At 56.3% G+C, this 26,833-nt stretch carries 25 protein-coding genes; 9 read left to right on the top strand and 16 right to left on the bottom strand.

What is annotated here, in order from left to right; translation table 11 throughout:
* Window positions 1–46 precede the first annotated feature (46 nt).
* From GOV89_RS04020 to GOV89_RS03980, 9 genes are all read right to left on the bottom strand, one after another.
* Window positions 47–502, bottom strand: coding sequence for a cytochrome c-type biogenesis protein (locus tag GOV89_RS04020; protein ID WP_171174208.1), 456 nt, complete (start codon window positions 500–502; stop codon window positions 47–49).
* Entirely contained in the window at window positions 499–2,463 is a 1,965-nt protein-coding gene (locus GOV89_RS04015; protein ID WP_171174210.1) for a heme lyase CcmF/NrfE family subunit, read from the bottom strand. Before GOV89_RS04015 ends, GOV89_RS04020 begins: the two co-directional genes overlap by 4 nt.
* A 75-nt stretch (window positions 2,464–2,538) precedes the next feature.
* Window positions 2,539–3,117 carry a holin family protein gene (locus GOV89_RS04010; RefSeq protein ID WP_171237524.1) on the bottom strand — a complete coding sequence of 193 codons (579 nt, stop codon included), beginning with the start codon at window positions 3,115–3,117 and terminating at the stop codon, window positions 2,539–2,541.
* Complete coding sequence (locus tag GOV89_RS04005) at window positions 3,108–3,719, bottom strand: holin-associated N-acetylmuramidase (protein WP_171174215.1); 612 nt, start codon at window positions 3,717–3,719, stop codon at window positions 3,108–3,110. The genes GOV89_RS04010 and GOV89_RS04005 overlap by 10 nt, the downstream gene beginning before the upstream one ends.
* A gap of 144 nt (window positions 3,720–3,863) precedes the next feature.
* Window positions 3,864–4,310, bottom strand: coding sequence for a cytochrome c maturation protein CcmE (gene ccmE, locus GOV89_RS04000; protein WP_171089834.1), 447 nt, complete (start codon window positions 4,308–4,310; stop codon window positions 3,864–3,866).
* 7 nt (window positions 4,311–4,317) lie between these two features.
* Window positions 4,318–5,346, bottom strand: a complete 1,029-nt coding sequence (argC, locus tag GOV89_RS03995) for an N-acetyl-gamma-glutamyl-phosphate reductase (RefSeq protein WP_171174217.1) — start codon at window positions 5,344–5,346, stop codon at window positions 4,318–4,320.
* A gap of 94 nt (window positions 5,347–5,440) precedes the next feature.
* On the bottom strand, window positions 5,441–6,250 hold the full coding sequence (locus GOV89_RS03990; protein WP_171237523.1) for a glutamate racemase: 810 nt from the start codon (window positions 6,248–6,250) through the stop codon (window positions 5,441–5,443).
* Between the two features lie 8 nt (window positions 6,251–6,258).
* Window positions 6,259–7,137: a lysophospholipid acyltransferase family protein gene (locus GOV89_RS03985; RefSeq protein WP_171237522.1), complete on the bottom strand. Its 879-nt coding sequence runs from the start codon at window positions 7,135–7,137 to the stop codon at window positions 6,259–6,261.
* 78 nt (window positions 7,138–7,215) lie between these two features.
* Window positions 7,216–10,635 (bottom strand): indolepyruvate ferredoxin oxidoreductase family protein, encoded by a 3,420-nt coding sequence (locus tag GOV89_RS03980; protein ID WP_171237521.1) that lies wholly within the window; start codon window positions 10,633–10,635, stop codon window positions 7,216–7,218.
* 169 nt (window positions 10,636–10,804) lie between these two features.
* On the opposite strand from GOV89_RS03980, the gene GOV89_RS03975 reads away from it, so the two are divergent.
* The 5 genes from GOV89_RS03975 (at window position 10,805) to grxD (ending at window position 17,489) form a co-directional block, all read left to right on the top strand.
* Window positions 10,805–11,713, top strand: coding sequence for a LysR family transcriptional regulator (locus tag GOV89_RS03975; protein WP_171174225.1), 909 nt, complete (start codon window positions 10,805–10,807; stop codon window positions 11,711–11,713).
* A 270-nt stretch (window positions 11,714–11,983) separates the two neighbouring features.
* Entirely contained in the window at window positions 11,984–14,224 is a 2,241-nt protein-coding gene (locus tag GOV89_RS03970) for a mechanosensitive ion channel family protein (protein ID WP_171237520.1), read from the top strand.
* A 180-nt stretch (window positions 14,225–14,404) separates the two neighbouring features.
* Window positions 14,405–16,564: a phosphoribosylformylglycinamidine synthase subunit PurL gene (purL, locus tag GOV89_RS03965; protein WP_171237519.1), complete on the top strand. Its 2,160-nt coding sequence runs from the start codon at window positions 14,405–14,407 to the stop codon at window positions 16,562–16,564.
* A gap of 145 nt (window positions 16,565–16,709) precedes the next feature.
* Window positions 16,710–16,946 (top strand): BolA/IbaG family iron-sulfur metabolism protein, encoded by a 237-nt coding sequence (locus GOV89_RS03960; RefSeq protein WP_039530494.1) that lies wholly within the window; start codon window positions 16,710–16,712, stop codon window positions 16,944–16,946.
* Between the two features lie 180 nt (window positions 16,947–17,126).
* Window positions 17,127–17,489 carry a Grx4 family monothiol glutaredoxin gene (grxD, locus tag GOV89_RS03955; protein WP_171174231.1) on the top strand — a complete coding sequence of 121 codons (363 nt, stop codon included), beginning with the start codon at window positions 17,127–17,129 and terminating at the stop codon, window positions 17,487–17,489.
* Between the two features lie 6 nt (window positions 17,490–17,495).
* On the opposite strand, the gene GOV89_RS03950 is transcribed toward grxD, so the two are convergent.
* Genes GOV89_RS03950 through GOV89_RS03940 form a run of 3 tightly spaced genes read right to left on the bottom strand, consistent with a single transcriptional unit; the run spans window position 17,496 to window position 19,089 of the window.
* Complete coding sequence (locus tag GOV89_RS03950; protein WP_171237518.1) at window positions 17,496–17,843, bottom strand: MliC family protein; 348 nt, start codon at window positions 17,841–17,843, stop codon at window positions 17,496–17,498.
* Window positions 17,843–18,235, bottom strand: coding sequence for a cell division protein ZapA (locus GOV89_RS03945; RefSeq protein WP_171174235.1), 393 nt, complete (start codon window positions 18,233–18,235; stop codon window positions 17,843–17,845). The genes GOV89_RS03950 and GOV89_RS03945 overlap by 1 nt, the downstream gene beginning before the upstream one ends.
* Complete coding sequence (locus tag GOV89_RS03940; RefSeq protein ID WP_171237517.1) at window positions 18,235–19,089, bottom strand: hypothetical protein; 855 nt, start codon at window positions 19,087–19,089, stop codon at window positions 18,235–18,237. The genes GOV89_RS03945 and GOV89_RS03940 overlap by 1 nt, the downstream gene beginning before the upstream one ends.
* Window positions 19,090–19,325: 236 nt before the next feature.
* Here GOV89_RS03940 and tkt point away from each other — a divergent pair, with 236 nt between their 5' ends.
* Entirely contained in the window at window positions 19,326–21,350 is a 2,025-nt protein-coding gene (gene tkt, locus GOV89_RS03935; RefSeq protein WP_171237516.1) for a transketolase, read from the top strand.
* Window positions 21,351–21,406: 56 nt separating this feature from the next.
* On the opposite strand, the gene GOV89_RS03930 is transcribed toward tkt, so the two are convergent.
* Window positions 21,407–22,369 carry a DUF808 domain-containing protein gene (locus tag GOV89_RS03930; RefSeq protein ID WP_171174242.1) on the bottom strand — a complete coding sequence of 321 codons (963 nt, stop codon included), beginning with the start codon at window positions 22,367–22,369 and terminating at the stop codon, window positions 21,407–21,409.
* Between the two features lie 181 nt (window positions 22,370–22,550).
* Between GOV89_RS03930 and gap (GOV89_RS03925) the strand changes: the two genes are divergently transcribed.
* The 3 genes from gap (GOV89_RS03925) to gap (GOV89_RS03915) all read left to right on the top strand — a co-directional run bounded on the left by gap (GOV89_RS03925) (window position 22,551) and on the right by gap (GOV89_RS03915) (window position 24,854).
* Window positions 22,551–23,552, top strand: a complete 1,002-nt coding sequence (gene gap, locus GOV89_RS03925) for a type I glyceraldehyde-3-phosphate dehydrogenase (RefSeq protein WP_171237515.1) — start codon at window positions 22,551–22,553, stop codon at window positions 23,550–23,552.
* Window positions 23,553–23,623: 71 nt separating this feature from the next.
* Entirely contained in the window at window positions 23,624–23,767 is a 144-nt protein-coding gene (locus tag GOV89_RS03920) for a hypothetical protein (protein WP_171174254.1), read from the top strand.
* 82 nt (window positions 23,768–23,849) lie between these two features.
* The gene (gene gap / locus GOV89_RS03915) at window positions 23,850–24,854 is read left to right on the top strand and encodes a type I glyceraldehyde-3-phosphate dehydrogenase (protein ID WP_171174262.1); all 1,005 of its coding nucleotides are present in this window, start codon (window positions 23,850–23,852) and stop codon (window positions 24,852–24,854) included.
* Here gap (GOV89_RS03915) and coaD read toward each other — a convergent pair.
* The 3 genes from coaD to GOV89_RS03900 form a co-directional block, all read right to left on the bottom strand.
* A complete protein-coding gene (coaD, locus tag GOV89_RS03910; protein ID WP_171237514.1) occupies window positions 24,846–25,337 on the bottom strand; it encodes a pantetheine-phosphate adenylyltransferase in 492 nt (163 codons plus the stop codon). The two genes, gap (GOV89_RS03915) and coaD, sit on opposite strands and share 9 nt — an antisense overlap.
* A gap of 85 nt (window positions 25,338–25,422) precedes the next feature.
* Window positions 25,423–25,860 carry a CBS domain-containing protein gene (locus GOV89_RS03905; RefSeq protein WP_171174266.1) on the bottom strand — a complete coding sequence of 146 codons (438 nt, stop codon included), beginning with the start codon at window positions 25,858–25,860 and terminating at the stop codon, window positions 25,423–25,425.
* A 61-nt stretch (window positions 25,861–25,921) separates the two neighbouring features.
* Window positions 25,922–26,824 carry a LysR family transcriptional regulator gene (locus GOV89_RS03900; RefSeq protein ID WP_171234187.1) on the bottom strand — a complete coding sequence of 301 codons (903 nt, stop codon included), beginning with the start codon at window positions 26,822–26,824 and terminating at the stop codon, window positions 25,922–25,924.
* Window positions 26,825–26,833: the final 9 nt, after the last annotated feature.

Below are 26,833 nucleotides of genomic sequence, written 5' to 3'. Positions count from 1 at the left end.
TGCACACTTACTGACCCAAACGGGATGGGAAAAGCAGAACCAAACGTCAGTCTTCAAGAATTCGGCGCAGGCGTTCCTTTTCGTCCTCACTCAGCGTCGTGCTCTCAACTGAAGCGTGGGCTTTGGCGCGGTTGCGCAGAAAGTTCAGCCCGACCCCGGCTGCAATCAGCAACATGATGGGTCCGGCGAGCCATAGAAACAGGTTCGAACCGCTGGTCGTCGGCTTCAGCAGAACGTATTCGCCATAGCGATCTACGATAAAGGCAATTGCCTCTTCATCGCTGTCACCCGCGACCAAACGCTCACGCAGCAACAGGCGCAAGTCACGCGCAAGATCTGCATTGCTTTCGTCGATGCTCTCGTTCCGGCAAACAAGGCAGCGTAGGCCAGTGCTGAGGTCGCGCGCCCGCTGTTCGAGGACCGGATCATCCAGCACCTCGTCGGGCTGCACCGAAAACACGGGTGTCGCCAGCAGCATTAGGATCAGTACAAGGCGTTTCATTCTGCGGGCACTCCGCCAACCGGGGTTTTTCTGGCCCCAGCCGCAACACGGAATCGTCTGTCACATAGGCTTAGGATACCGCCTAGCGACATTAGAATGCAGCCACCCCAGATCCAGTTTGCGAGCGGTTTGATATAGGTCCGCATGACCCAGCCCCCATCGGCCTGCTGATCGCCGATCACGACGTAAAGGTCGCCCAGGAAACGATAGTCGATCGCAGCCTCAGTCGTGGGCATACGCGCCACCGGATAGTCGCGTTTTTCCGGGTGCAGGGTGCCAATCAGACGTCCATTCTTTTCAACCAGGACATCTGCCGTGGTCGAGAAATAGTTCGGCCCCTCAACCTGCCGCACATCTTGCAGGGTCAGCGTGAACTGCCCCACCACGAACGGCTTGTTGGGTTGCGCCACGCGAATATCTTCGGCCTCCCACGCAGTCAGACCAGCGACCGCGAAGATGGTGACGCCCAAACCGGTATGAGCAACCGCTTTTCCCCAATCCGCGCCCGGCAAACGGAACAGGCGCTTAAGGCTGCCATTGCGGCCTGTGCGGCTCCACAAATCAAGCGCTGCACCAAAGGTGATCCAGGCCCCAAGGAACAGCCCAACCGGCCCAAGCGCGCTTCGTCCGGTTTGCATCGCCCAAACCAGCAGAGCAATTGCCAGCGCAAGACCAAAGGCATAGCGCAGCGACCACGCGGTCTTGCCAATCCTTCCCCGCTTCCAAGGCAACATTGACCCAATCGGCAGGATCAACCCGAGCAGCACCATGAACGGAGAGAACGCCGCATTGAAGAACGGAGCACCGACCGAGAGCTTCCGGTCGAACATCATCTCAGCCACCATCGGCCACATGGTGCCTACGAACACAACAAAACAGCTGACAGCCAGCAGCACGTTGTTCGCCACCAAAGCGCTTTCGCGGCTGACCATACCAAACACACCCTTGGCCTCCATCGCTTGGGCGCGCGCGGCAAACAGCGTCAATGCCCCGCCGATAAAGAACACCAGGATCATCAGGATAAACACGCCACGTTCGGGATCGGTTGCAAAGGCATGAACAGACGTGAGAAGCCCAGACCGCACAATGAATGTACCGATCAGTGAAAATCCGAATGCGATGATTGCCAGCAAAATGGTCCAACTCTTCAGCGCCTCGCGCTTTTCCACAACGATAGCAGAGTGCAACAGCGCGGCTGCCAGAAGCCACGGCATGAAAGAGGCGTTCTCGACCGGGTCCCAGAACCAGAAACCGCCCCAGCCGAGTTCGTAGTACGCCCACCAGGAACCCAACGCGATCCCGATCGTCAGAAAGACCCATGCTGCCAGTGTCCAAGGCCGCACCCACCGCCCCCACGCAGCGTCGACGCGGCCTTCGATCAGGGCGGCAACGGCAAAGCTGAACGCCATACTCAGCCCCACATATCCGAGATAGAGAAACGGTGGATGGAAGGCCAAACCGGGGTCTTGAAGCAGTGGGTTCAGGTCGCGCCCGTCAAACGGCGCAATTGCAAGCCGATCAAACGGGTTTGACGTGAACAAAATGAAGGCAAAAAATGCGACAGCAATTGAAGACTGCACGGCCAACACACGTGCCTTAAGCGTTGGCGGCAAACCGCCCCCAAAAAACGCAGCCATCGCACCGAACAAGGTGACAATCAGCACCCAAAGCAACATGGACCCTTCGTGGTTCCCCCATGTCCCACTTATCTTGTAGATCATCGGCTTGGCCGAGTGGCTGTTCTCAACCACGATCCTCAGGGAAAAGTCGGACACGACGAAAGCCCAGATCAGAGCACCGAAGGAAAATGCCGTTAGCAGGAACTGAACAATGGCCGAAGGCTCGGCAAATGCCATCCATCCGGTCCAACGTTTCGAGGCACCGATCAGGGGCACCACGCTTTGCACGATTGCGACAAAGAAGGCGAGAATTAGGGCAAAGTGGCCGAGTTCTGTAATCATGCTCCGGAATATACTCCGGGGCCAATCCGGGGGCCAATAACTTTCGCCAGATCCGGGGGCACATAGTGTCGCGGGTCAGGTCCCGCGACGCTTGCGCCAGTCTTCCAGCGCAGGGTTGGCATCAGGGCGCGTGATGTCTTGCGTCAAAGCTGAATCCGGGCCAGGATCCGCAGCCCCCGGGCTGTCGGCTCGCAGGGCGCGCAACTGCTCGATATTGTTCAGGACGGCAGGCAATCGCAGCATTGAAACACCGATATCCCTTTGAAACTCCTGCATCTTCACCTGATGCCGTGCTCCAAAGTAAAAGGAAACGATAACGCCCAACAACCACCATAAAGGTTCCGGCACCAAAGCCATGCCTTGCATCCTAGCCGCAAACCACAGCGGATCGACCATGGCCGCGATGAACAACCCCAGCGTCCCCAAGGCCAAAGCCGGACGTGGCAGTCGATTCACACCATCCATAAACCGGTCAAATGAACCTTTTTGCGCAGTTTGGAATTCACCACCAAATTGCAACATGGCTTGCGCTTGAACCTCGGCTCCTCTCTGCGCGCCTGCTTCGGCGTTTTCGCGGTAAAGCTCAACGGTTTCTCTTACCGCATTGCGTCCATTCCCAAACAACAGCGCCAAGACGCCCGAGATCAATCCCATGCTTCCACCCTTCTTTGAAACGCGTCATCTGACATGTGATAGCGGTGCGACAGAAATTCTTCGGCGCGTTTAATCCAGCCACCTTTGCCCCCTGACCGGCTTTGCGCATATTTTCTTAACGCCGGTCGTCGATCCGCCAGACGAAAGTAGTAATTCCGCCGCGCAATCCCGTATGCATCCCGCAGTGTGGATGGGTCCGGCTGGGCTGCACTTACACAAGCTGCTGCGGTCTTTGGACCAATCACGCCATCCACTGCCACATTGAAGCCCATGTCTCGCAAAAGTCGTTGCAAGATTTTCACTGCCTGAGATCCGGCGTTCACATACATGTCAAAGACCGAAGCGTGCAGCACATTCGGCAACGACGAAACACGTGGCTTATCAAAGTAATGCTGAACAAAGATGTCGACCGCTTTTTGCCGCGTGAGCAACCGCACGTCGGCAACATCCACAGCACCATCGCCAGTCAAATCCAATCCCAGACGTCGCATTGTGTGAATGGTCACACCGTATTTCGTGGCACCGCCGGGGTCGTCCGGATCATCCACAAACCCGCCTTCTCGTGCAACGATGTCTTCTGCGATCTGCCGAACCGTTTGCATGACATCCCCCAATTTTAACAATCGCGGCAACGGTCCGACAAACCTGTTAACATCCAGAAACGACAAAGGGCGCTGCAGTTTGAACACGTGCAACGCCCTTTATTCTTTTGTTCAATGGCTACATTTGCCCGAGAAGCCCGACGATCAGCTGCCTTCCGCTTCTTTGTAAACACCTTGCTCTTTCAGCGCGTCCATTACCTCTTTCGGCATGTAAGTTTCGTCATGTTTGGCAAGGATTTCAGTTGCTTCAAACACGCCGTTTACGTAGCTTCCGGTGCCAACCATGCCTTGGTTCTCGGTAAACAGATCCGGCAGAACGCCCGTGAACGAGACCGGGACACTCTCCCCCCCATCCGTAACCACAAAATGAACGGTTTCGCCCTGCCCACGAATGATCGAGCCTTCTTCAACAAGCCCGCCTATGCGGAACACCTCGGTCGGTTTGGGCGGCTCCGCAATTACCTCGCTGGGCGAACGGAAGAAATTGATGCCATCCTGCAAGGCCCACCCAATCAACGCCGTCGATGCCACCAAGGCAACGACCGCTACCAAAATGACTTGTACTCGACGACGTTTCTTAAGCGTTTTCATACCGTCCTCACGGAAATAGAGGGGCCATCATCAGACCCACAGTTTCATCTTCACCTAACATCAGGTTGGCGTTCTGCAAGGCTTGGCCACTGCTACCTTTTGTCAGGTTATCCAGCGCGGCAATCACAATCGCGCGCCGTTCGATCCGGTCAGCCACCACACCGATATGACAGAAATTCGACCCGCGTACATGATGGGTCGACGGCGCCTGTCCCATCGGCAGCATCTGGATGAAAGGCTCATCCACATAGGTCTTTGCCAACGTTTCATAGACGCTTTGCGGGTCGCCCTTGACGTAGGTCGTTGCCAGAATGCCCCGGTTAGCCGGGACCAGATGCGGTGTGAATTGCACATGCACTGTCCGCCCGGCCAGCTTCGAAAATTCCTGATCGAATTCACCCAGATGCCGGTGTGCACCGCCGACCGCATAGGCATTGTACCCTTCACTCAACTCAGCGTGCAGCAGGTTTTCCTTGAGCGACCGCCCGGCCCCGGAAACTGCGCATTTCAGGTCCAGAATGATGTCATCAAGATCAATAACCCCGGCCGAGATCAACGGCCGCAGCACATATTGCCCTGTCGCGGCGTTGCAGCCTGTACCGGCGACCAAGCGCGCCGACCTTATCTCATCCCTATAGAACTCAGTTAGGCCATAAACGGCCTCGCCCTGCTGTTCCAAAGCGCTGTGCGGGTTGCCATACCACTTCTCATATTCATCCGGGTCTTGCAGCCGGAAATCCGCTGACAAATCAATGATCTTCAAGTCTTTCGGCAGGTCCCGGATCACCTCTTGGCTGGTTTTGTGCGGCAAAGCACAGAAACACAGATCAACATTGGAAAAATCGATCTCGGAAATCTTGCACAGATCCGGCAAGTCCATGTGCCGCAGATGCGGAAAGACCTGCGTCATACTCATCCCAGCCTTACGTTCGGCGGCCAAAGCAACGATGTCCATGTTCGGGTGCTCGGCGATCAGCCGCACCAGTTCAGCGCCGGTGTAACCAGAAGCGCCCAGAATTGCGATTTTATGGGTCATGTCAGACCTCTTCTTTACGTGTGTCACATATCACGACCGCCGATGTGACGGTCTTTGAACTAGAAAATTCGGGGAAGTGCGTCCTTGACCTAAATCAGGCCGCCTCGAACGATATTTGTCGTCGGAGGAACTGCGTCGCTCGGTCACTGACAAACCCTGGCTTGCCCGTGGTCAGAAAACCACCGCCGCCGTCGCCCAGCATGTTGGGGTGACGTTGCAGGTAATCGGCCAGACTTTCGGCCACCAGATCCCCTTGGCTAAAGACCTGAACATCCGAACCCAGGGCCGCCTGAAACGTCTCGGCCATCAACGGGTAATGCGTACAGCCCAGAATTGCGGCCTGCGGGTCCGGCATTTTGCGTTTCAACGCATCAACATGGCTCCGCACCAGCGCCTCGGCCAAGATCATATCGCCATCTTCAATAGCATCAACCACACCACCACAGGCCTGCGCTTCGACGTCCACGCCAATCGCGCGGAATGCCAGTTCCCGCTGAAAGGCGCGGCTGGACACAGTGGCAGGCGTCGCGAACAAGGCCACATGCTTAACGGCCACTTCGCGTGGTGGAGAGTTGTCGCCCCATTGCCGCTCGGTCAGCGCTTCGATCAAGGGAACAAAGACGCCTAGCACTCGCTTACCCTCGGGCACGCCCTCTTCCTGCATCCTGCGCAGCGCGGCGGCACTTGCGGTATTGCAGGCCAGAATCACAAGATTGCAGCCGCGACCCCAAAGACTGTGCACGGCCTTGCGGGTCAGCTGATAAATATCCTCGGCGTCGCGTACACCGTAGGGCGCATGTGCGCTGTCCGCGAAATACAGGAAATCCACGTCGGGCAGCCGTTGCTGCGCGGCGTTCAGGACGGTCAAACCGCCCAAACCGGAATCAAAGATACCTACTGCCATTAGCCCCTTCAGGCGCGATGCCGTTCCTCAAATTCATAGCCGTAGTCATAGGACTCCAACGGCTTCGGAGACAGCTCATACGTGGCTTTGCGCAGGAAATCCATCATCTTGCGCGTATCCTTACCCAATGGATCCAGAACGTCGCGCCCTATAGGCTCTCCGATCACCACTTTGACAGGCGTATCCACGCGCTTTTTGAATTCTTTGATCAACAGGCCCATGCGCAGCGTGTTGTGCAAATGGCTTGCGATCTGGAACAGGCGCGACGTGTGCCCATCAAAGAAAACCGGCACCACGGTGGCATTGGACTTTGCCACCATCCGAGCGGTAAAGCCGCGCCAACCCGGATCCATAGGATGGGCAAACGGCTTGACGCCGGTGCTGACCGTGCCTCCGGGGAAAATACCAATCGCCCCGCCCTCGCCCAGATAGTTGAGAGCCGTTTTGCGCGTCTCCAAATTCAGCTTCATCGCTTCTTTCGTCTCATCAAACGAAATAGGCAGAATGATACGGTTCAGATCCTCGGCCTTGCGAAAAACCCGATGCGCAAGAATTCGGAAATCTCCGCGTGTCTCAGACAGAATGTGCCCCATCATAAGGCCATCCAGAATGCCATAGGGATGATTGGCGATCAGGATCAGGGAGCCATCCGTCGGAACGTTTGCAAGCGATCCCCCCTCAACATCCAATGTCAGCCCATAGCGTTCGACCATAACGGCCCAAAAGTCGCGCCCGTTGGCAACGTCTTTCTCGTATCCGTCGGCGCGTTTGATCAGGCGCATACGGCCAGTCGTATTCTCCATAAGCTTAATAACCATTCGCCCGCCTTTGGTCTCGGCAGAATGGGCATAAGAAATGTCACGAACGGCATCACGACGCGATGGCATGTGGGTCTCCGGTTTGTTGCCTGCAAAATAGGTGTAAGTAACAATTTTGCCTAGCTATCGTGACGCCCTTGTGACGATTTACTCCGCCGCTGCCTGCAACTCGGGCCCGCCGCTTCGGATGGATGCCAGCAACTCCTCGCGCCTTTTGGCTGCCTTGGCCTCGTTTTCCTGCAAAACAGGTCCGAAACCACGGATATCCAATGGCAGTCGAGCCAAGGCAGAGATCGCATCACGCGTGTCCTGCGACAATAACGGCAACACTTCGCGCATGTCCTTTTCGTACTGCCGGATCAAAGCGCGCTCCATCTTGCGTTCGGACGAATATCCGAAAACATCGAACGGTGTGCCGCGCAGGGCCTTCAACTTGGTCAGCAGCTTCAATGGGCCCATGACAGATTCGCTGAATGCGCGCTTCTTGGGCCTGCCGTTGCTGCCCGATCCTCCGAAAATCGGCGGCGCCAGATGAAACGTCATCTTGAAATCGCCATCAAACTCGGCCGCCGCCTTTTCCCGACTGGTCAGCAGAAGGCGGGCAACCTCGTATTCATCCTTGTAGGACAACAGCTTGTGATAGCCCTTTGCCACTGCTTCGCGCACCTCAGCGTCCTCAACGCTGTCGACCAACTTACGATACCGTTTCGCGAGCCGCGCACTTTGGTAATCGGTCAGGTGCTGTGCACGGAACTCGATGATCTGGTCCAGCGTTTTCGGCATCTCCGCCACGGTTGGGGACAGAATAGACTGCACTTCATCTGGATGCAGTACTGCCCAGCGGCCGATATCAAACGCACGCTTGTTTCGTTCGACCGCCGTTCCGTTCAACTCAATGGCGTCAAAGATCGCCTGATGGCTGACGGGCAACAACCCGCGCTGCCAGGTCGCGCCAAAGATCATCATGTTGGAATAGATCGAATCCCCCATCACGGCGCGCGCCAGATCGGTTGCGTCAAACAATGAGACATCTTCTTTCAGCCGCGCCTGCAAGGCCAGTTCCAACTGATCGGCTGGAATGCGAAACTCCGTATTGCGTGTGAAGTCGCCCGTGACCGTTTCATGGCTGTTTACGACTGCGCCGGTGCGTCCGGTGCGCGTCAGGCCCAAGGTCTTCGCCCCGGCGGAAACCACCAAATCGCCGCCGATCAGCGCGTGGGCTTCACCGGTGGCAACGCGGATCGCGCTGATATCTTCGGGGCGATTGGCCAGACGACAGTGGATATGAACCGCACCACCTTTCTGTGCCAAGCCCGCCATTTCCATCATGCCCGCGCCTTTGCCATCAATCTGCGCGGCCTGAGCAAGAATTGCACCAAGGGTGACGACGCCTGTTCCACCAACACCCGTAATTACCACGTTGTGCGTTCCCTTGATCTCGGGAAGCTCCGGCATCGGCAAATCCGGCAGGTCGATCTCGGTCGTTGCCTCTTTGCGGATTTTCGCGCCCTCAAGCGTCACGAACGAGGGGCAAAACCCGTTCAGGCAGGAAAAGTCCTTGTTGCAACTTGACTGATCAATGGCTCGCTTACGGCCCAGTTCGGTCTGTTTCGGCACGATCGATACGCAGTTCGACTGCACCCCACAATCGCCACAGCCTTCGCAGACATCAGTGTTGATGAACACTCGTTTGTCCGGGTCCGGGAACGTGCCCCGTTTGCGACGGCGGCGCTTTTCAGCCGCGCAGGTCTGAACATAGACAATGACCGAAACGCCTTCGATCTCGCGGAATTTCTCCTGCACTTGCATAAGATCCGCGCGCTCATATGTCTGAACGCTGGCTGGCAGAGCCTTGAAGTTAACGTCTTCCTTTTCGTCATAAACCAGAGCGACCTCGCGGACCCCCATCGCTTTGACCTCTGCAACGATCCGTTCTGCGGTCAGGTCGCCTTCGTTGTCCTGCCCACCGGTCATGGCGACCGCGTCGTTGAACAAGATTTTAAAGGTGATGTTCGTTCCTGCCGACAACGCCGCCCGGATCGCCTGAACGCCCGAATGGTTATAAGTGCCGTCGCCAAGGTTCTGGAACACGTGTTTGGTGGTCGAAAACGGAGCTTCACCAATCCAGTTCGCGCCTTCACCGCCCATTTGGGTGAAACCTGTCGTCTCGCGGTCCATCCACTGAACCATGTAGTGACAGCCGATACCGGCATAGGCGCGGCTGCCATCCGGCACTTTCGTCGAACTGTTATGCGGACAGCCCGAGCAGAAATACGGAAGCCTTGTCGCGATTTCCTGCGCGTTATCGGCCCGGCGAGCTTCGGACAACGATGCAAGCCCGGCGTTGATGCCTTCAGTTTCGCGCCCCTCTTCGATCAGGATTTCGCCCAGTTTTTCGGCAATCATGATCGGATCAAGCGCACCACGCGTCGGGAACAGTTCTTCCCGGTGCAGCGCCCCTGCCCCACCTTTGTACCAGCCATAAACCCTGCGACCACGCCGATCGTCAAAGATGGCCTCCTTGACCTGAACCTCAATCAGCTTGCGCTTTTCCTCTACGATCACAATCAAGTCCAGCCCTTCGGCCCAGTCATGGAACCCGGCCATATCCAACGGGAAAGTCTGCCCCACCTTGTAAGTGGTGATCCCCAGCCGTTCGGCCTCGGCCTCGTCGATATTCAAAAGCGAAAGAGCATGTGTCAGATCTAGCCAGTTCTTGCCTGCAGCCACAAAGCCGATCTTGGCACCGGGTTTGCCCCACATCCGCTTGTCGAGCTTATTGGCATGGGAAAACGTTTCGGCCGCGAACCTTTTGTAGTCGATGACGCGCGTTTCCTGCAGGTGCGGAGTGTCACCCAACCGAATGTTCAACCCACCTTCCGGCATGTCGAATTCAGGCACAACGACCTGCATCCGGTTCGGGCTGCCATCCACAACCGAAGTGACCTCGATTGTGTCTTTCATCGTTTTCAAACCGACCCAGACCCCAGCAAAGCGACTGAGTGCGAAGCCGTATATGCCGTAGTCCAGAATTTCCTGAACGCCAGCGGGGCTGACAATCGGCATATACATGTCAACCAGCGACCATTCGGACTGATGCAAAACCGTCGAGCTTTCACCGGTATGGTCATCACCCATCGCCATAAGGACGCCGCCATGTTTGGCCGTTCCGGCCATGTTCGCGTGGCGCATAACGTCGCCGGACCGGTCAACGCCAGGACCTTTGCCGTACCAAAGCCCGAAAACGCCATCGAACTTGCCATCCGCGCGCAATCCCGCCTGCTGACTGCCCCAAAGCGCAGTTGCAGCCAGATCTTCGTTCAATCCGAACTGAAACGTCACATCGTTTTCAGCCAGCGGCTTTTGGGCGCGCATCATCTGCTGATCGACCGCACCAAGGGGCGAACCTCGATAACCGGTAACTAGGCCCGCCGTGTTCAGGCCCGCTTGCCGGTCCCTTGCTTTCTGCATCAGCATCAACCGGACAAGCGCCTGAGTTCCGTTCAAAAGAACGGGGTTTTTCTCAAGATCAAACCGGTCGTTTAACGTTATCTGTGGCTGACTCATCAGACGTCTCCCCTCGTCAGATCAGTGTGCTTCATTTCGATGCATTTTAGGTCATAATTTCTGACCTGTATAGGATTTATCCACTGATAAGTAACGATTTCGCCCTTTGAATGTGGAACTTGTCACCTCTTTCATATAGGCATCCAAAAGGATAACGAAAGTTGCGGTGATGGATTGGGACAAGCTTAGAATATTTCACGCAGTGGCCGATGCAGGCAGCCTGACCCACGCGGGTGACAAGCTCAATCTGTCTCAATCCGCCGTGAGCAGACAGATCCGTGCATTGGAAGAATCGCTGGATGCGACCCTTTTTCATCGTCATGCGCGGGGACTGATTCTTACCGAACAAGGTGAATTGCTGTTTGACGCCACATCTGCCATGTCGAAACGACTGGACGCTGCAGCCGCGCGCATTCGGGACAGCGAAGAAGAGGTCTTTGGCGTCCTGCGGGTTACGACCACATTCGGCTTCGGAACTCTCTGGCTGGCCCCGCGCCTGCCTAAACTGTACGAGCAGTACCCCGATCTCAACATCGACTTGATGCTGGAAGAACGCGTTTTGGACCTTCCTATGCGTGAGGCGGACGTCGCCATTCGCATGAAAGAACCCAGTCAAGCCGACTTGGTTCGCAAGCGTTTGATGACGGTGCAAATGATGCTGTACGCGACGCAGGACTATATCGAGGCTCATGGTGGAACGTTGAATTCGTTGGACGAAATCAAAGACCATCGACTGATTTGCCAAACCCCCGCAGCACCGCAAGTCGGAGCCAGCGCAGCGATGGTGCGCCACCTGATGACCTACAATCCAGGGTCGTTACTGACCGTGAACAACTATTTCGGAGTACTTCAGGGCGTTCTGCACAATCTGGGTATTGGGGTTCTTCCTGATTATGTAACGCAGGATTTTCCGCATCTGGTGCCGGTACTGTCCGACATCGAAACCGCTGATGTTCCTGTATACTTGGCCTATCCCGAAGAGCTCAGGCATTCGAAGCGCGTCGGCGCGTTCCGTGATTTCGTTCAGGATGAGATCATTGCGCAGCGCAAGCAATTGAAACAGATGGGTAAACTCTAGATATGCACCCATAGCATATCGGGCATGAGGTCTTAACAGGGTTAAACTCCTTGAACCTTCACAAACTGACACCTAAATGAGCACTCGAAGGCGGTGATGCTGAAACGCTCATCATCTTCATACCTCCCTGTTGGACTACGGCCGAGCTTATAGCTCGGCCTTTTTTTTGCGCGGCCAAAAGCATTTAGCCAGCGAAAGCTCTGGGAAAAATACACGCATAGGCATATGATCCCCAAAAAACGAAACAATTTCGTGTTCGAGGGAAAATCAATGTTCCACCCACTCCGCCTCATGCTGGCGATCATTTCCGCTTTATTTTTAGCGACCCCACTTCTGGCACAAGGCACCAGCACGCCGCCCTCAGTGACGATTCCCGAAGATCTGACACCCGAACAGGTCGACGACCTTGTTGCGCGGATGTCTGACGACCAGGTGCGCGCGATTCTGTTGGAGCGGCTTGATGCTGTTGCAGAAAAGCGGGCCGAAAGTGGCACGACCGAAAAGGGTATATTTCAGGCCATCTCGGACACCGTTAGCACCATGGCCGCGTCCTGGATGGATGTTATCAGAAAGATCCCTCTGTTAATTTCAGCTCAGGTTCAAGCATTCTCGAATTTCGGAAGTAGCTTTGGGTCCAGCGGGCTAGTTAGTCTTTTTGGCTTCACTTTCATCGCCCTAGCGGTTGGTTTTGCCGCCGAGAAGATCGTTGGGCTGTGGACGCGCCGATGGCTTAAAGTAGTTGATGGAGATGCTTCTACAAACCTTCGAGGTGCGGCCACCTATTTGTTCAAACGCTTTTGCGGTGAGTTTCTTGGCCTTCTGGTCTTTTATTACACTCTGGTTTTTGTAGGGCGTCGGCTTTTGGACGAGCCTCAGATCGCGCAGGCTGCACCATTTGTTTTCTTCCTAATTTGGTTCCCTCGTTTGGGTGCAGCCATTTCGCGTTTCATTCTAGCCCCGCAACAGCACGATCTTCGTATGGTCAATGTTAGCGACCACTGGGCGAGCTACCTGCATCGCAACTTGATCGGCTTATTCCTGCTGATTGGGTTCACCATGTTCATTTTGGACTTCAACGCCATCAACGGCGTCCCACCGGGTGAATCCCGTTTGGGTTTCTGGCTGAATACAGCGATTCACATCTACATCGCGGTGATTGCCTGGACGGCACGTGATGGATTGTCCGACATGATGCGTGGTTCAGACCCTGATCGTACACGGTTTGATGAAGAGGTAGCGAGGCTCTACCCTTACATTGCTATCGGTGTTTCCGCCGGCACTTGGCTGCTGGTCGAGTATCTCGCAGCGCAGAACAACCCTGTGGTATTTGGCCTTCTGGCACATGGAGCACACTTCGTCACCATGTTCTGGCTGCTGATCGCTCCTGCTTTGGATACGCTGATCCGTGGCCTGGTACGTCACCTTCAACCACCTATGCTTGGCGACGGCCCTGTCGCAGAGCGCGCCTATAAGTCCACCAAGCGAAGCTACATTCGTATCGGGCGGGTTCTGGCCGGTGTTTTGGTCATTCTTATGATCGCCAATGCGTGGGACCTTGACCTTCAGGAAATCGCAGGCGGTGGAACTGAGTCCGGCAGCAAAGTGATCCAGTTCTTTATTATAATCGCGGTCGGGTACATCCTGAACGAAATCGTTTCACTTTGGATAAACCGCCGCCTCGCAAAAGAACAAACAGCCGCCGAACAAAGCCCGGATGAAGAAGCCGGTGAAGGCGGAGGTTCCGGCGGATCACGTCTGGCGACTGTTCTGCCACTGCTACGCGTTACTGCACAAGTAGCCATTGCCGTTATCTTTGTTCTTCTGGCTTTGGGTGCGTTGGGTATCAACATCACACCTCTGTTGGCCGGTGCCGGTGTTCTGGGTCTGGCCATCGGTTTTGGCGCACAGAAACTGGTCGCCGATATCGTGGGCGGGATTTTCTTCCTGATCGACGATGCCTTCCGCGTAGGTGAGTATGTGGATGTGGGCGGCACAATGGGCACGGTTGAGAAAATCTCGATCCGCTCGATGCAACTACGCCACCACCGCGGTCCCGTTCACACCATTCCCTATGGTGAGATTCAGAAACTGACCAATTTCAGTCGCGACTGGGTGATCATGAAGCTGAAGTTCACCGTGCCTTTCGACACTGACCCCAACAAGGTCAAAAAGATCTTCAAGAAGATCGGTGCCGAGATGATGGAAGACGAAACTCACAAGGATGGTTTCCTTCAGCCCTTCAAGTCTCAGGGCGTGTTCGACTTTGACGATGTCGGCATGATCATCCGCGGCAAGTTCATGGCAAAGCCGGGCAAGCAGTTCACCCTGCGCAAGGAAATCTTCAACCGGGTCAAGGCCGCCTTCAAGGAGAACGGCATCGACTTTGCCCGCCGTGAGGTGCGCGTTGCAATCCCGGGCCTGGATGATGCTGAAAACCTGACCCCCGAACAGAAAACAGCTGTTGGTGCCGCCGCGGCAGCTGAACTCAACAAGGACCAGGGACAGGCGTAACCTTCGCGGTTTGTTCCTGCGATCTGCACCAAAGCTTCGGTGCTTTCATACGGAACCGGCGCCGCCGTCGGTTCCGTTTTTCTTTGAAAGACGCAGCCTGCGCCGTCTTGACCCTTTCCACACGCGCGCGCTTGCCCTACAAGGCGCGCAATCTCGGCCCACTTGGACACAGGACAGAAGATGCAAGAGCCCGCCATCACACCCGATCTGATTGCTGCACACGGGATCAAGCCCGAGGAATACGACATGATCCTCGAGATCATCGGGCGTGAACCGACCTTTACCGAACTGGGCATCTTTTCCGCGATGTGGAACGAGCATTGCTCGTACAAGTCGTCCAAGAAATGGCTGCGCACCCTGCCTACATCGGGGCCTCAGGTGATTTGCGGACCTGGTGAAAACGCAGGCGTTGTTGATATTGGCGACGGTCAGGCTGTTGTTTTCAAAATGGAAAGCCATAACCACCCGTCATACATCGAACCCTATCAGGGTGCGGCAACGGGCGTTGGTGGCATTCTTCGCGACGTCTTCACCATGGGCGCGCGCCCCATTGCATCGATGAACGCGTTGTCATTCGGCGAACCCGACCACCACAAGACCCGTCAGCTGGTGAATGGCGTGGTCGAAGGCATCGGCGGCTATGGCAACTGTTTTGGCGTGCCATGCGTCGGCGGCGAAGTCCGATTCCATCCGGCCTATAACGGCAACTGTCTGGTGAACGCATTTGCTGCTGGTCTGGCCGACAGCGACAAGATTTTCTACTCCGCCGCGTCCGGCGTCGGGATGCCCGTCGTCTATCTGGGCGCTAAAACCGGTCGAGACGGCGTTGGCGGCGCGACGATGGCCTCTGCTGAATTCGACGACACCATCGAAGAAAAGCGCCCGACAGTACAGGTTGGCGACCCCTTCACCGAAAAACGCCTGATGGAAGCGACGCTCGAACTGATGCGGACCGGAGCAGTGATCTCGATCCAGGATATGGGCGCGGCGGGTCTGACCTGTTCTGCCGTGGAAATGGGTGACAAGGGTGGTCTGGGCGTACGCCTCGATCTGGAAAACGTACCCCAGCGCGAAGAGAATATGACAGCCTATGAGATGATGCTGTCGGAATCTCAGGAACGTATGTTGATGGTTCTCAAGCCGGAACTTGAGGCCGAGGCCCGCGCTGTTTTCGAAAAATGGGATCTAGACTTCGCCATCGTCGGTGAAACCATCGCCGAAGACCGCTTCCTGATCATGCATAACGGCGAAGTCAAGGCGGACCTTGTCTTGTCCAAGCTCTCCTCCACCGCGCCAGAATATGACCGTCCGTGGGAGCCGACGCCTGCTGCCGAAGAATTGGCCGATGTGCCTCAGATCGACCCGATCGATGGGCTGCGCGCCCTGCTCTCTTCGCCCAACTACGCTGGAAAGCAGTGGGTGTACGAACAGTACGACACCATGGTGATGGCGGACAGCGCCCGCACACCGGGTCTGGGCGCTGGCATGGTGCGTGTCCACGGCACCGACAAGGTGCTTGCCTTTACCTCAGACGTGACACCGCGCTATGTACGCGCAAACCCGGTTGAAGGCGGCAAACAAGCTGTGGCCGAAGCCTATCGCAACCTGACCGCTGTTGGTGCCAAACCTCTGGCCACCACCGATAACCTGAACTTCGGAAACCCCGAAAAGCCCGAAATCATGGGCCAGTTCGTCGGTGCCATTCAAGGCATCGGTGCCGCCGTTGGCGCGTTGGATATGCCGATCGTTTCGGGCAATGTGTCGCTTTACAATGAAACCGATGGTCAGGCGATCCTACCCACCCCAACAATCGGTGCGGTTGGCCTGCTGAACCATTCAGATGAGATTATCGGCAATGAAGTCCGTGAGGGTCACGTCGCCCTGGTCATCGGTGAAACCAAGGGCCATCTGGGCCAGTCCGCACTATTGGCTGAGGTGTTCAACCGTGAAGACGGTGATGCGCCGCGTGTTGATCTGGATGCCGAAAAGCGCAACGGTGACTTCATTCGCGCCAACCGCGAGATGATCAAAGCCTGTACCGACCTTGGCGATGGCGGTCTTGCATTGGCCGCCTTTGAACTGGCCGAAGCGGCTGGCGTTGGTGTCCATCTCGACGAAGCCCCAACCGAATTCCTGTTTGGCGAAGATCAGGCGCGCTATCTGGTCGCCTGCAACTTTGACCAGGCAGAGGCACTTATGATTGCAGCCGGCCAAACCGGTGTACCGCTTGTCTCTGTCGGTCGCTTTACAGGTGATTGCGTGAAGGTCGGCGGTTCCGAGGCACCGCTAGCCGAGCTTACAGAGACCTTCCGCACCAGCTTTGCCGCCGCAGTGGCCTAAAATACAGGCTTCTTCTCGTCCCAAATACGGAAATCCTGCGCGTCTAAAAAGGCGCAGGATTTACCGGATTTGTCCGCACGTGCCATCTTGCACGCCCCGCCCCACCGCTCTACATCTTGATAAAGACCTTTAGGAGTAAACCTACATGCCGATGAGCGCCCACGAAATTGAAACCCTGCTGCGCGAGAGCTTTCCCAACGCGGAAATTCAGGTTGGCGGCAGCGATGGCGTTCACATGTCCGCCATGGTCGTGGACGAAAGCTTTCGCGGCAAGAACCGCGTACAGCAGCAGCGCGCTGTCTACGCGGCCTTGAAAGGCAAAATGGACGGCCCAGATGGTGAACTGCACGCGCTGGCGCTGACCACCAAAGTACCGGAATAATATATTTCTTAGGAATGTGCTTAAATCAATGGGTGGATGGCAACCGCCCGATCCTAATGAAAAACCACCATTGGGAATAGAAGCAACTGACCTAAATCTAGTAAAGAAAACAAACGACGACACGCGTGGCGGCAAGTAGTAATCGACAGCCAAAGACGCGATCTTTGAAGGAAACGCGAAATGACCGATGTGAAGACCCAGATCGACGAAACCGTCAAAGCCAATGACGTGGTGCTGTACATGAAAGGCACCAAGGAGATGCCTCAGTGTGGCTTCTCCTCCCGCGTGGCCGGTGTGCTGAACTATATGGGCGTTGACTACGCTGACGTGAACGTTCTGGCCGACGAGGAAGTTCGTCAGGGTATCAAGGACTACTCTGACTGGCCGACCGTACCTCAGCTTTACGTCAAAGGCGAATTTGTTGGCGGTTGCGACATCATCACCGAAATGACCCTGTCGGGTGAGCTGGACACGCTGTTTGACGAAAACGGTGTCGGCTACAACAAAGATGCAGCCGACAAAATTCGTGAAGCAAACGCGTAAGCCTGCTTATCGGCTGGAACAGTCCTGAAAAATTGCCTGCTCATTGGCGGCGCCCGCCGCCAAATAGCTGATCGATGCGTTCCAGCCTTTTGAGCGCAGAATATAGGTTCCTTGATCTCCGCTGGATTCATAGCGGATACCTGACCCGCTTTCCACTTGGCGCATGGCAACCAGAGTATTGTCCACGATCGTCGCTGCGGCACCCGAACCGTCGGACGCGTTGAAATAGGTCACCGGCAAGGGTATCCCGTTTTCGCAAGTGAATGTGACTGACAGTATGTCAATCTCTGCCAAAGCGGAAGTCGCAGGCACAGCCAGTGCAGCCGCAAACAAGGCGTTTCGCAACACAGTCATCAGGCTTTCTTCTCCTCGACAACTGCCGCAAGCGCTTCTGCCCGCGCGGCCAGCTCTGCCAGTGTGTCGGTGACAGATGGCGGAACAACTGCCACTTCGACGCGTTCTGGTTCCGGCGGAGGAGCGTTCCTGAGGTTCTGAAGCTGGGCCTCGACCTCGGCCAACTTTGCCTCAAGCGATTTGACCTTGTCTTCCGTTGCTGCCGTTTTGTCGGCAAGCATGAGCCCGGCCATCAAAAGCATACGGGATTCAGGCATCCTGCCGATCTGATCGGACAAAACCTGGGCTTCATCGTCCAGCATTTTGGCTGCGGAATGCAGAAAGGGCTCCTCACCGTCCCTGCACGAGACGTCAAAGCCGCGACCGCCGATATTTATGGTCACTTCGGGCATTATTCTACCTCACCTTCTACAAGTTTCGCCTGCGACAGCAACGGCTCAAGACGCGCAAGAACGGCCTGCGCCTCGGCCGCGTCCGAGGCTTGCGCTGCTCGCGTGGCTTCAAGTTCGGCGACCGTGGCCTTGTTGAGAAGCTCTGCATCCGTCAGGCCCTCAGTTGCGGCCGCGCGCAACTCGTCAACGGCATTGCGCAATTGTTCATTTGCCTTTCGCATACGTTGAAGATCGTCGTCCAAACGAGACATTGCAGCACCATGGCTTGCGCGTTCAGCACGCAGCATTTCCAACTCGGCGCTCAGGTCACCGACACGTTCCGTGTCTTCTAACTCGGCCTTGAGGCGGCTGTTTTCGGCCTCCACTGCTTTAGCCTGATCCAACATGCCACGCAGCTCTTCCAACTCGGCTTTCAGTGGCTCGGGATCTTCCTTTCCATCAAGCTCTGCCCGCATTTCTTCGTTTTCGGCTTTCAATGCGTCCAACTCGGTGCTGTTGTCCAGTGCCGCCTTGGCTTCGGCCAGCTCGGCGCGCGCAGCTTCGACCGAGGCAATCTTGGCGCGGGCTTCTTCCAACTCTGCGCGCAGTGCGTCGGTTTCCGAACCGTCAGACGGTGCCGCACGCAGCTCTTCCAGATCAGCGCGTAAGCCATCCATTTGCTCTTCGTGCTGCTGTTTCAGAGATTTCAGCCGTTCCTGAAGTTGCGCATTGGCAATGCGTTCATCTTCCAGCGCAGTCTGAAGTCCGTCATCCGGCCCGGTGCCCCGAGATTCAGCGCCCAATGCCTCGACCCCCGCGCCAATACGATCCATCGCGGCAATTATGCGGTGCTGTAAGTCTTCTATCTGGCTCATGCCCCTGTCACCTCTTTATCAAGGTTCATTCTGTTTCGATGCGATCCGAATCAAAACCGAATCCCGCCTGCAGACAGTCTAGCGGAATGCGACAGAAAATACCCACTGTTTGCTTTCAAACACTTGAGCCCCGCTCTTCATGCAGTGCGGCCCGATTCACCCCGGTTCCGCTTGCACTTTGGGTACTGAGTGGTATTGAGCCCGCAATCTGCTTCAAACCCAAAGGAACAACGCCCGTGGACCTGACTGCGCTGCGCAAAGCCAACCCCGAACACTGGGACAAAGCTGCGGCCATCCGCACTCTGACCCTTGATGCCGTCGCCGCCGCCAATTCCGGCCATTCCGGTATGCCCATGGGCATGGCCGATGTTGCGACCGTACTGTTCGAAAAGCACCTGAAATTCGACGCTTCAAACCCAAGCTGGCCGGACCGCGACCGGTTCATCCTGTCCGCCGGACACGGCTCGATGCTGGTTTACTCGCTGCTGTACCTCACCGGCCACGCTGACGTGACCCTCAACGAGATCAAAAACTTCCGCCAATTGGGGGCAAAAACCGCCGGTCACCCGGAAAACTTTTTGATTGAAGGTGTTGAAACCACAACCGGCCCGCTGGGTCAGGGCATTTCGAACGCCGTGGGCTTTGCCATGGCCGAAGAGATTCAGCGCGCGCATTACGGCAAGAAGGTCGTCGATCACTATACCTATGTGATTGCTGGCGACGGCTGTCTGATGGAAGGCGTCAGCCAAGAGGCGATCACGCTGGCCGGTCGCCACGAACTGAGCAAACTAATCGTCTTTTGGGACAACAACAACATCACCATCGACGGTACCGTCGATATTGCCGACCGCACTGATCAGGTGCGCCGTTTTGCGGCCTCAGGCTGGCATGTAATCGAGATTGACGGCCACGATCCAAATGCGATCGACGCAGCGATTGTGGACGCGAAGAAGTCCAGCAAGCCGACCATGATCGCATGCGAAAGCCACATCGCCTTGGGTCACGCAGCACAGGATACATCCAAAGGCCATGGTGCTCTGACCGATCAGGATCAGTTGAAAGCCGCCAAAAAAGGCTATGGCTGGCCGCATGACGCATTTGAAATCCCGGCCAATGTTAAATCTGCGTGGGAAGCCATTGGCGCACGTGGTGCTGCTGAACGAGCAGCCTGGGAAGAGCGTTTCGCGCAACTTTCTGAACGCAAGCAGGCCGAGTTCAACCGTGCCTACGCGTTTGAAGCCCCTAAAAAGCTGGTTGGCGCCATTCGTTCTTTCAAAAAGCAAGTTTCGGAAGATCAACCAAAGCTGGCTACCCGCGCCTCGTCGGAAAAAGTTCTGAACGTCGTAAACCCGATCATGACCGAAACCGTTGGCGGCTCGGCTGACCTGACCGGCTCGAACAACACCAAGTCGGCCGATATGGGTGTGTTCCTGCCGGAAAACCGCAAAGGACGCTACATCCACTACGGTATTCGCGAACACGGCATGGCCGCTGCGATGAACGGCATGGCGCTGCATGGTGGCATCCGCCCCTATGGCGGTACATTCATGGCCTTCACCGACTATGCTCGCCCGTCCATGCGTTTGGCGGCCCTGATGAAAATCCCATCTGTCTTCGTGATGACCCATGACTCCATCGGCCTGGGCGAAGACGGCCCGACCCACCAGCCGGTTGAACATCTGGCTATCTCGCGCGCGACGCCGAACACCTATGTCTTCCGCCCCGCCGACACAGTCGAAACGGCTGAAGCCTGGGAAATGGCGCTGACCTTCAAGGACAGCCCCTCGGTCCTGTCTCTGACCCGTCAGGGTGTTCCGACCGTGCGGACCCAGCACAAAACCAAGAACCTTGTTGCACAAGGTGCTTATGTCTTGGCTGAAGCCGAAGGCAAACGTCAGGCCATCCTGATCGCGACCGGGTCCGAAGTGTCCCTGGCGATGGAAGCCAAAGCGATGCTCGAAGCCGAGGGCATCGGAACCCGTGTTGTCTCGATGCCCTGTATGGAACTGTTCGCTGAACAAGACGAAGCCTACCGCAAACGCGTTCTGCCTGCCGGTGCGGTTCGCGTCGGCATCGAAGCCGCCGTTCGCGCCGGAGGCTGGGATCGCTGGCTTCTGGGTGAGCGTGGTCGCGAGGCCAAAGCCGGGTTCATCGGCATGTCAAGCTTTGGTGCTTCAGCCCCGGCAGGAGAGCTTTACAAGCATTTCGGCATCACCGCCGAAGCAACCGTAGCCAAAGTCAAAGAACTGCTGGGCCTGTAAAACAGACGCATCTGATCAAGCAAAGGGCGGCTTAGGCCGCCCTTTTCATTTGGGTTTCAATGTGTTTGTGACTTCTTCGAAAGCAAAGGCCCAATCACTTTGGTCGCCACCGGGATCAAAACCAATCCCCAAGCCAAACCAAATACGCCATCCATCGTGGCCTTGGACATCCACTCAACTGCGCCAACCCATTGATCGGAAACCGAATGACCAATGGCGTAGGCCCAATCGTGGATGTGATGGCCCAACCATCCGAAGCCCAACACCTCCATCCCGTGGATCACAATCGACCCGCCGACCCACAGCATCGCTGCTGTCCCAACAATGGACAGGGTTTTCATCACGCCGGGCATCGCTTTGACCAACCCACGGCCAAGACCACGACCAATCGGGGTCGGTGCGTTTTGCGCCAGATAAAGCCCGACATCATCCATTTTTACGATCAGCGCAACAGAACCATAAACAGCCACCGTCACCCCGATCCCAACAACGGCCAGAGTCGCCGCCTGCATCCACAGGTTCGGCGCTTCGATCGCCGCCAAAGCAATCGTCATGATCTCGGCCGACAAGATAAAGTCCGTCTTGATCGCGCCTTTGACCTTTTGTTCCTCGAGGTGACCGGGGTCACGGACATCCATGTCCTGTTCAATGGCGTGGCTGCCGTGCGGGAACAAGACGTGGAATATCTTTTCGGCCCCTTCAAAACAAAGGTAAGACCCTCCAATCATGAGTAATGGTGTGATCAGCCACGGCGCGAAGTTGGCCAGTAGCAGCGCCACCGGCAGCAGCAATATGATCTTGTTGAAAATCGACCCGCGCGCAATGCGCCAGATGATCGGCAACTCTCGCGCAGGCGCAAACCCCTGAACATATTTGGGCGTGACCGCCGCGTCGTCGATGATCACCCCGGCAGTCTTGGCCCCGGCCTTACCTGCCGCCGCAACCACGTCGTCGACCGAAGCCGCCGCCACTTTGGCAATTCCCGCCACATCGTCCAAAAGGGCCAACAGTCCGCTCATCGCGTGTCCTTTCCTGTCACCTGCCGCACCGGGACCCTACCTGATCTCTCAGCTAGCGCAAGCGTTAGCGCAATCGGCGCAGGTTTGCGCTAACACCTTAAAAATATGCCGTTTTTGCCCTTTTGAGATTCCCATTTCGCCGCTATATGGCCCACAAAGCAAGCGCATCTGGAGACGTCATATGACCATCAAGGTCGGTATCAATGGTTTTGGCCGTATTGGCCGCTGCACCCTGTCGCACATCGCCGCTTCGGGGCGTAACGACATCGAAGTGATCAAAGTCAACGCCACCGGCCCATTGGAAACCTCGGCGCACCTTTTGAAATACGACAGTGTTCACGGGCGTTTCCCGCGCGAAGTCTCCATTGACGGAAACACGATGGATCTGGGTCGCGGCCCGATGCAGATGTTCTCGACCTACGACATGAACGAGCTGGACTGGGAAGGCTGCGACGTCGTTCTGGAATGCACAGGCAAGTTCAACGACGGCACCAAGGCGAAAACCCACATTGAGCGTGGCGCTGGCAAGGTTCTGTTGTCCGCCCCTGGCAAGAATGTCGACAAGACCATCGTCTTCGGCGTGAACCACAACACGCTGACCGCAAACGACAACATGGTTTCAAATGGTTCCTGCACCACCAACTGCCTGGCCCCGCTGGCCAAAGTTCTGGACGAAGGTATTGGCATCGAAAACGGCATCATGACCACGATCCACGCCTATACTGGAGATCAGCCGACCCTGGACCGTCGCCACAGCGACCTGTACCGCGCCCGCGCCGCAGCTATGTCGATGATCCCGACCTCGACCGGAGCCGCCAAGGCGTTGGGCGAAGTTTTGCCAAACCTGAAAGGCCGTCTGGACGGGTCCGCGATCCGCGTCCCTACCCCGAATGTCTCGGCTGTTGACCTGACCTTCCGTGCCGCGCGCGATGTAACCGTCGAGGAAGTCAACGCTATCGTCGAAGAAGCTGCCAAAGGCCCAATGCAGCGCGTACTAGGTTTTGAGCCCGCACCGCTGGTCTCAACAGATTTCAACCACACCGAAGAAAGCTCTATCTTCGCACCGGATCAGACCCGCGTTGTAGACAATCGCCTGGTCCGTGTTCTGGCCTGGTATGACAACGAATGGGGCTTCTCAGTCCGTATGGCCGACGTGGCCGTAGCGATGGGGCGTCTTAACTGACCATTCGGACTTCGCTTGTACCTTAATGCCCGCTCAGGTTATCTGGGCGGGCATTTTTGTTCGGAACGGCCATGACCAATCTTATCGCCATCTGGCTCGGCATCCTACTGCTTGGGGGCGCAATGCTGGATATGACCCTGTACGGCGGCGACCACCTGCTGTTCCTTGCCAAGAAGCTCTACGAATTTTTGGACTGGCTCGCCTTCTGGCGCTGATCGAGGTTTCTCTTGACTCTTTCGCTGATCTGGAGTTGTTAGCGCTAACTAATCTGATATAGGTTTTCCGACGGAGCAGACCATGACCCTGAAACTTGCCATCAACGGATTTGGACGGATTGGGCGCGGGGTTCTGCGCGCAGTGATGGAAAGCGGTCGCACAGACGTTGAAATCGTGGCGATCAACGATCTGGGCAAACCTGACATGAACGCACATCTGTTTGAGTTCGACAGCGTGCATGGTCGCTACGCCAACCCGGTTACACTCAGCGACGCAGGTTTGGACGTTGGTCGTGGGCCGATCCGCCTGACCAGCGAACGCAACCCCGAAGACCTACCTTGGTCGGATATTGATGTCGTTCTGGAATGCACCGGTGTGTTCCGTACGCGAGAGGCCGCTGAGCGTCACTTCAAAAACGGCTCGAAAAAGGTTCTGATCTCGGCCCCGGCCCGCGGTGATGGCAACATCAAGACCGTCGTGTTTGGTGTAAACGATCACGAACTGACCGCCGAAGACCTGGTCGTGTCGAACGCATCCTGCACCACCAACTGCCTTTCGCCGGTCGCTGCTGCCCTGGATGCGGGGCTTGGCATCAAGCATGGTAATATGACGACTGTCCACGCCTATACGGCCAGCCAGCCCGTACATGACTTAGTTGGAAAAGACCCTTACCTGTCACGCGCCGCGGCGTTGTCGATGATCCCCACCACAACCGGCGCGGCTGCCGCCGTTGGCTTGGTGCTGCCGCAACTGCAAGGCAAACTGACGGGGCAGGCGATCCGCGTCCCTACCCCGAACGTTTCAGTTGTTGACCTGGTGGCTGAAGTATCCCGCCCAACCACCGAAGAAGAGGTAAATCAGCTGTTCATCGATGCCGCAGCAAAAATCCCCGGCGTGTTGGCTGCTGAAAACCGGCCGCTGGTTTCCGTTGACTTCAATCACGACCCGCACAGCTCGACCGTGTCGCTGGCCGAAACCAAAGTCACCGATGGCACACTTGTTCGCGTACTGGCCTGGTATGACAATGAATGGGGCTTCTCGAACCGGATGTTGGACACGGCCGCCGCAATGGGCGCCCTAGCCTAACCGTTCTTTCAGCGCGGTGTTGACGCGGGGCGTGACGAATTTCGACACGTCCCCATTCAACCGGGCGATTTCCTTGACCAGTTTCGAGGCAATTGCCTGATGGCGCGCTTCTGCCATCAAAAAGACGGTCTCGATTGAATCGTCTAATGCACGGTTCATTCCAACCATCTGAAATTCGTACTCAAAGTCGGCAACAGCGCGCAGGCCACGCACAATGATCTGCGCCCCAACATCCCGCGCGCAATCGATCAGCAGGTTTTCAAACGGATGCGCGACAATCTCGGTCCCGGTCTGTTCAGAAAGCTGGGAACATTCGGCTTCAATCATGGCCACGCGCTCTTCTAACGAGAACAAAGGTCCTTTATCCCGGTTGATGGCAACACCAATGACCAGCTTGTCGACCAAAGCTGCCGCCCGACGAATGATATCGATGTGGCCCATTGTGATGGGATCAAAGGTTCCAGGATACAATCCAACCCGCATCACGCCCTCCTGCGCAACAAAATTTCTGCGCAAGCAAACACAACTTTGCTGCAGGTGCAAGTGATTGCTTTGGCAGCTCTGGCCGCTAGTGGCCCATTATCATGCTTTCCAAAGCGTCTTTTTCCATGGCCAATTCGGAAAGCTGGGCCTTCACCACATCGCCCAAGGTTACGATGCCAACAAGTTTGCCATCTTCAACAACCGGCATATGGCGGAAACGCCCTTCCGTCATTTGTGACATGATGTCCTCAACTGTGGTCTGACGCGTCGCTGTCACAAGGTCCTGCGTCATGTAAGACTTTACTGGCTGGTTCAGACAGCCACTGCCGCTGGCCGCCAATTCGCGAACGATGTCACGTTCCGACAATATACCTGCAGCGGTTTCGCCACCATCGTCGGAAACCACGACTGTACCGATACGCTTCTCCGCAAGAATCTTCGAGGCCTCTGAGACAGTCGCTGTCGACGCCACGGTCACGACACCATCGGTCGCCTTAGACTTCAGGATGGCCTGTACTAGCATGAAGAATACCTCCGGAAATAATCACACTTATTCCAAAGCGTTGCGCGATTGTCGCGACCTGTCAAGCGTCGGCCACTGCTTCCAAACGAAGCACTTCCTCGCGAATGCCGCGCGTCAGAGCTTCGGCAAAGCGGTTCAACCGTTCGTTGCGTTGGTCACCTTCATGCCGCACAAGATAGAAACTGCGCGTCAAACTCACTTGTTCCGTCAGGATTTTCCGCAGATCGGGATGGAAGGGCAGCGTGAAATCATGGGCCACACAAACCCCGGTTCCCAGCGTCACCTGCCGCAATTGAACCGAGACCGAGTTCGATGCAAGCGCGACACGGTCAATACCAATGTCGTTGAGGTAATCCAACTCTCGGTCGAAGATCATGTCGGGGATATAGCCGATCAACCTGTGCCCTTTCAGGTCTGTGACGGAGCGGATCGGACCATGTCGGTGCAGGTAGTTTTCGGTCGCAACCATATGCAGTTTATAGTCGCTGATCTTTTTCACACGCAGTTGGCCGGCTGTTGGCGCACTGACTGTCACAGCCATGTCCGCCTCGCGCCGGGACAAGTTGATTACCCGCGGAAGTGCAAGAATCTGAATGTCCAGATCAGGGTTCGCATCGCTGATTTTTGCGCAGACCTGCGGCAGCAGGTAATTGGCGCTGCCATCCGGTGCGCCGATCCTGATTTGTCCGCTGAGTGATTTGGTCGGTCCGGTGACAGCTCCGGCAGCGGCACGCATCGCCTCTTCGGCGTGTAGCCCGTGCTCTAAAAGACGTTGCCCAGCCGGTGTCAGAACATAGCCTTGCTGGGACTTGGTAAACAACGAAGAATCCAAAGTGGATTCGAGCCGCGCCACACGACGCCCGACAGTGGCAGGATCAATTTTCAGGATACGACCAGCAGAAGACAAGCTTTCTTCGCGTGCCACGGCCAGAAAAATCCGCATATCGTCCCAGTTTGGGGTCATCTCACACTC

The sequence above is a fragment of the Ruegeria sp. HKCCA5763 genome (genome assembly GCF_013034545.1).
Classification (GTDB): Bacteria; Pseudomonadota; Alphaproteobacteria; order Rhodobacterales; family Rhodobacteraceae; genus Ruegeria.
The sequence above is the reverse complement of the archived record's forward strand: the minus strand, read 5'-3'. Positions and strand labels throughout refer to the sequence as shown.

Excerpts from the sequence above, each read along its gene's own strand:
- gap (WP_171174262.1), top strand. The coding sequence starts at position 23,850 with ATGACCCTGAAACTTGCCATCAACGGATTTGGACGGATTGGGCGCGGG.
- grxD (WP_171174231.1), top strand. The coding sequence starts at position 17,127 with ATGACCGATGTGAAGACCCAGATCGACGAAACCGTCAAAGCCAATGAC.
- GOV89_RS03940 (WP_171237517.1), bottom strand. The coding sequence starts at position 19,089 with ATGAGCCAGATAGAAGACTTACAGCACCGCATAATTGCCGCGATGGAT.
- GOV89_RS04010 (WP_171237524.1), bottom strand. The coding sequence starts at position 3,117 with ATGGGATTGATCTCGGGCGTCTTGGCGCTGTTGTTTGGGAATGGACGC.
- GOV89_RS03960 (WP_039530494.1), top strand. The coding sequence starts at position 16,710 with ATGCCGATGAGCGCCCACGAAATTGAAACCCTGCTGCGCGAGAGCTTT.
- GOV89_RS03980 (WP_171237521.1), bottom strand. The coding sequence starts at position 10,635 with ATGAGTCAGCCACAGATAACGTTAAACGACCGGTTTGATCTTGAGAAA.
- ccmE (WP_171089834.1), bottom strand. The coding sequence starts at position 4,310 with ATGAAAACGCTTAAGAAACGTCGTCGAGTACAAGTCATTTTGGTAGCG.
- GOV89_RS03905 (WP_171174266.1), bottom strand. The coding sequence starts at position 25,860 with ATGCTAGTACAGGCCATCCTGAAGTCTAAGGCGACCGATGGTGTCGTG.
- purL (WP_171237519.1), top strand. The coding sequence starts at position 14,405 with ATGCAAGAGCCCGCCATCACACCCGATCTGATTGCTGCACACGGGATC.
- GOV89_RS03970 (WP_171237520.1), top strand. The coding sequence starts at position 11,984 with ATGTTCCACCCACTCCGCCTCATGCTGGCGATCATTTCCGCTTTATTT.
- GOV89_RS03985 (WP_171237522.1), bottom strand. The coding sequence starts at position 7,137 with ATGCCATCGCGTCGTGATGCCGTTCGTGACATTTCTTATGCCCATTCT.
- GOV89_RS03950 (WP_171237518.1), bottom strand. The coding sequence starts at position 17,843 with ATGACTGTGTTGCGAAACGCCTTGTTTGCGGCTGCACTGGCTGTGCCT.
- GOV89_RS03920 (WP_171174254.1), top strand. The coding sequence starts at position 23,624 with ATGACCAATCTTATCGCCATCTGGCTCGGCATCCTACTGCTTGGGGGC.
- GOV89_RS04005 (WP_171174215.1), bottom strand. The coding sequence starts at position 3,719 with ATGCAAACGGTTCGGCAGATCGCAGAAGACATCGTTGCACGAGAAGGC.
- GOV89_RS03900 (WP_171234187.1), bottom strand. The coding sequence starts at position 26,824 with ATGACCCCAAACTGGGACGATATGCGGATTTTTCTGGCCGTGGCACGC.
- GOV89_RS03930 (WP_171174242.1), bottom strand. The coding sequence starts at position 22,369 with ATGAGCGGACTGTTGGCCCTTTTGGACGATGTGGCGGGAATTGCCAAA.
- gap (WP_171237515.1), top strand. The coding sequence starts at position 22,551 with ATGACCATCAAGGTCGGTATCAATGGTTTTGGCCGTATTGGCCGCTGC.
- GOV89_RS03975 (WP_171174225.1), top strand. The coding sequence starts at position 10,805 with ATGGATTGGGACAAGCTTAGAATATTTCACGCAGTGGCCGATGCAGGC.
- GOV89_RS04015 (WP_171174210.1), bottom strand. The coding sequence starts at position 2,463 with ATGATTACAGAACTCGGCCACTTTGCCCTAATTCTCGCCTTCTTTGTC.
- GOV89_RS03945 (WP_171174235.1), bottom strand. The coding sequence starts at position 18,235 with ATGCCCGAAGTGACCATAAATATCGGCGGTCGCGGCTTTGACGTCTCG.
- GOV89_RS03990 (WP_171237523.1), bottom strand. The coding sequence starts at position 6,250 with ATGGCAGTAGGTATCTTTGATTCCGGTTTGGGCGGTTTGACCGTCCTG.
- GOV89_RS04020 (WP_171174208.1), bottom strand. The coding sequence starts at position 502 with ATGAAACGCCTTGTACTGATCCTAATGCTGCTGGCGACACCCGTGTTT.
- coaD (WP_171237514.1), bottom strand. The coding sequence starts at position 25,337 with ATGCGGGTTGGATTGTATCCTGGAACCTTTGATCCCATCACAATGGGC.
- argC (WP_171174217.1), bottom strand. The coding sequence starts at position 5,346 with ATGACCCATAAAATCGCAATTCTGGGCGCTTCTGGTTACACCGGCGCT.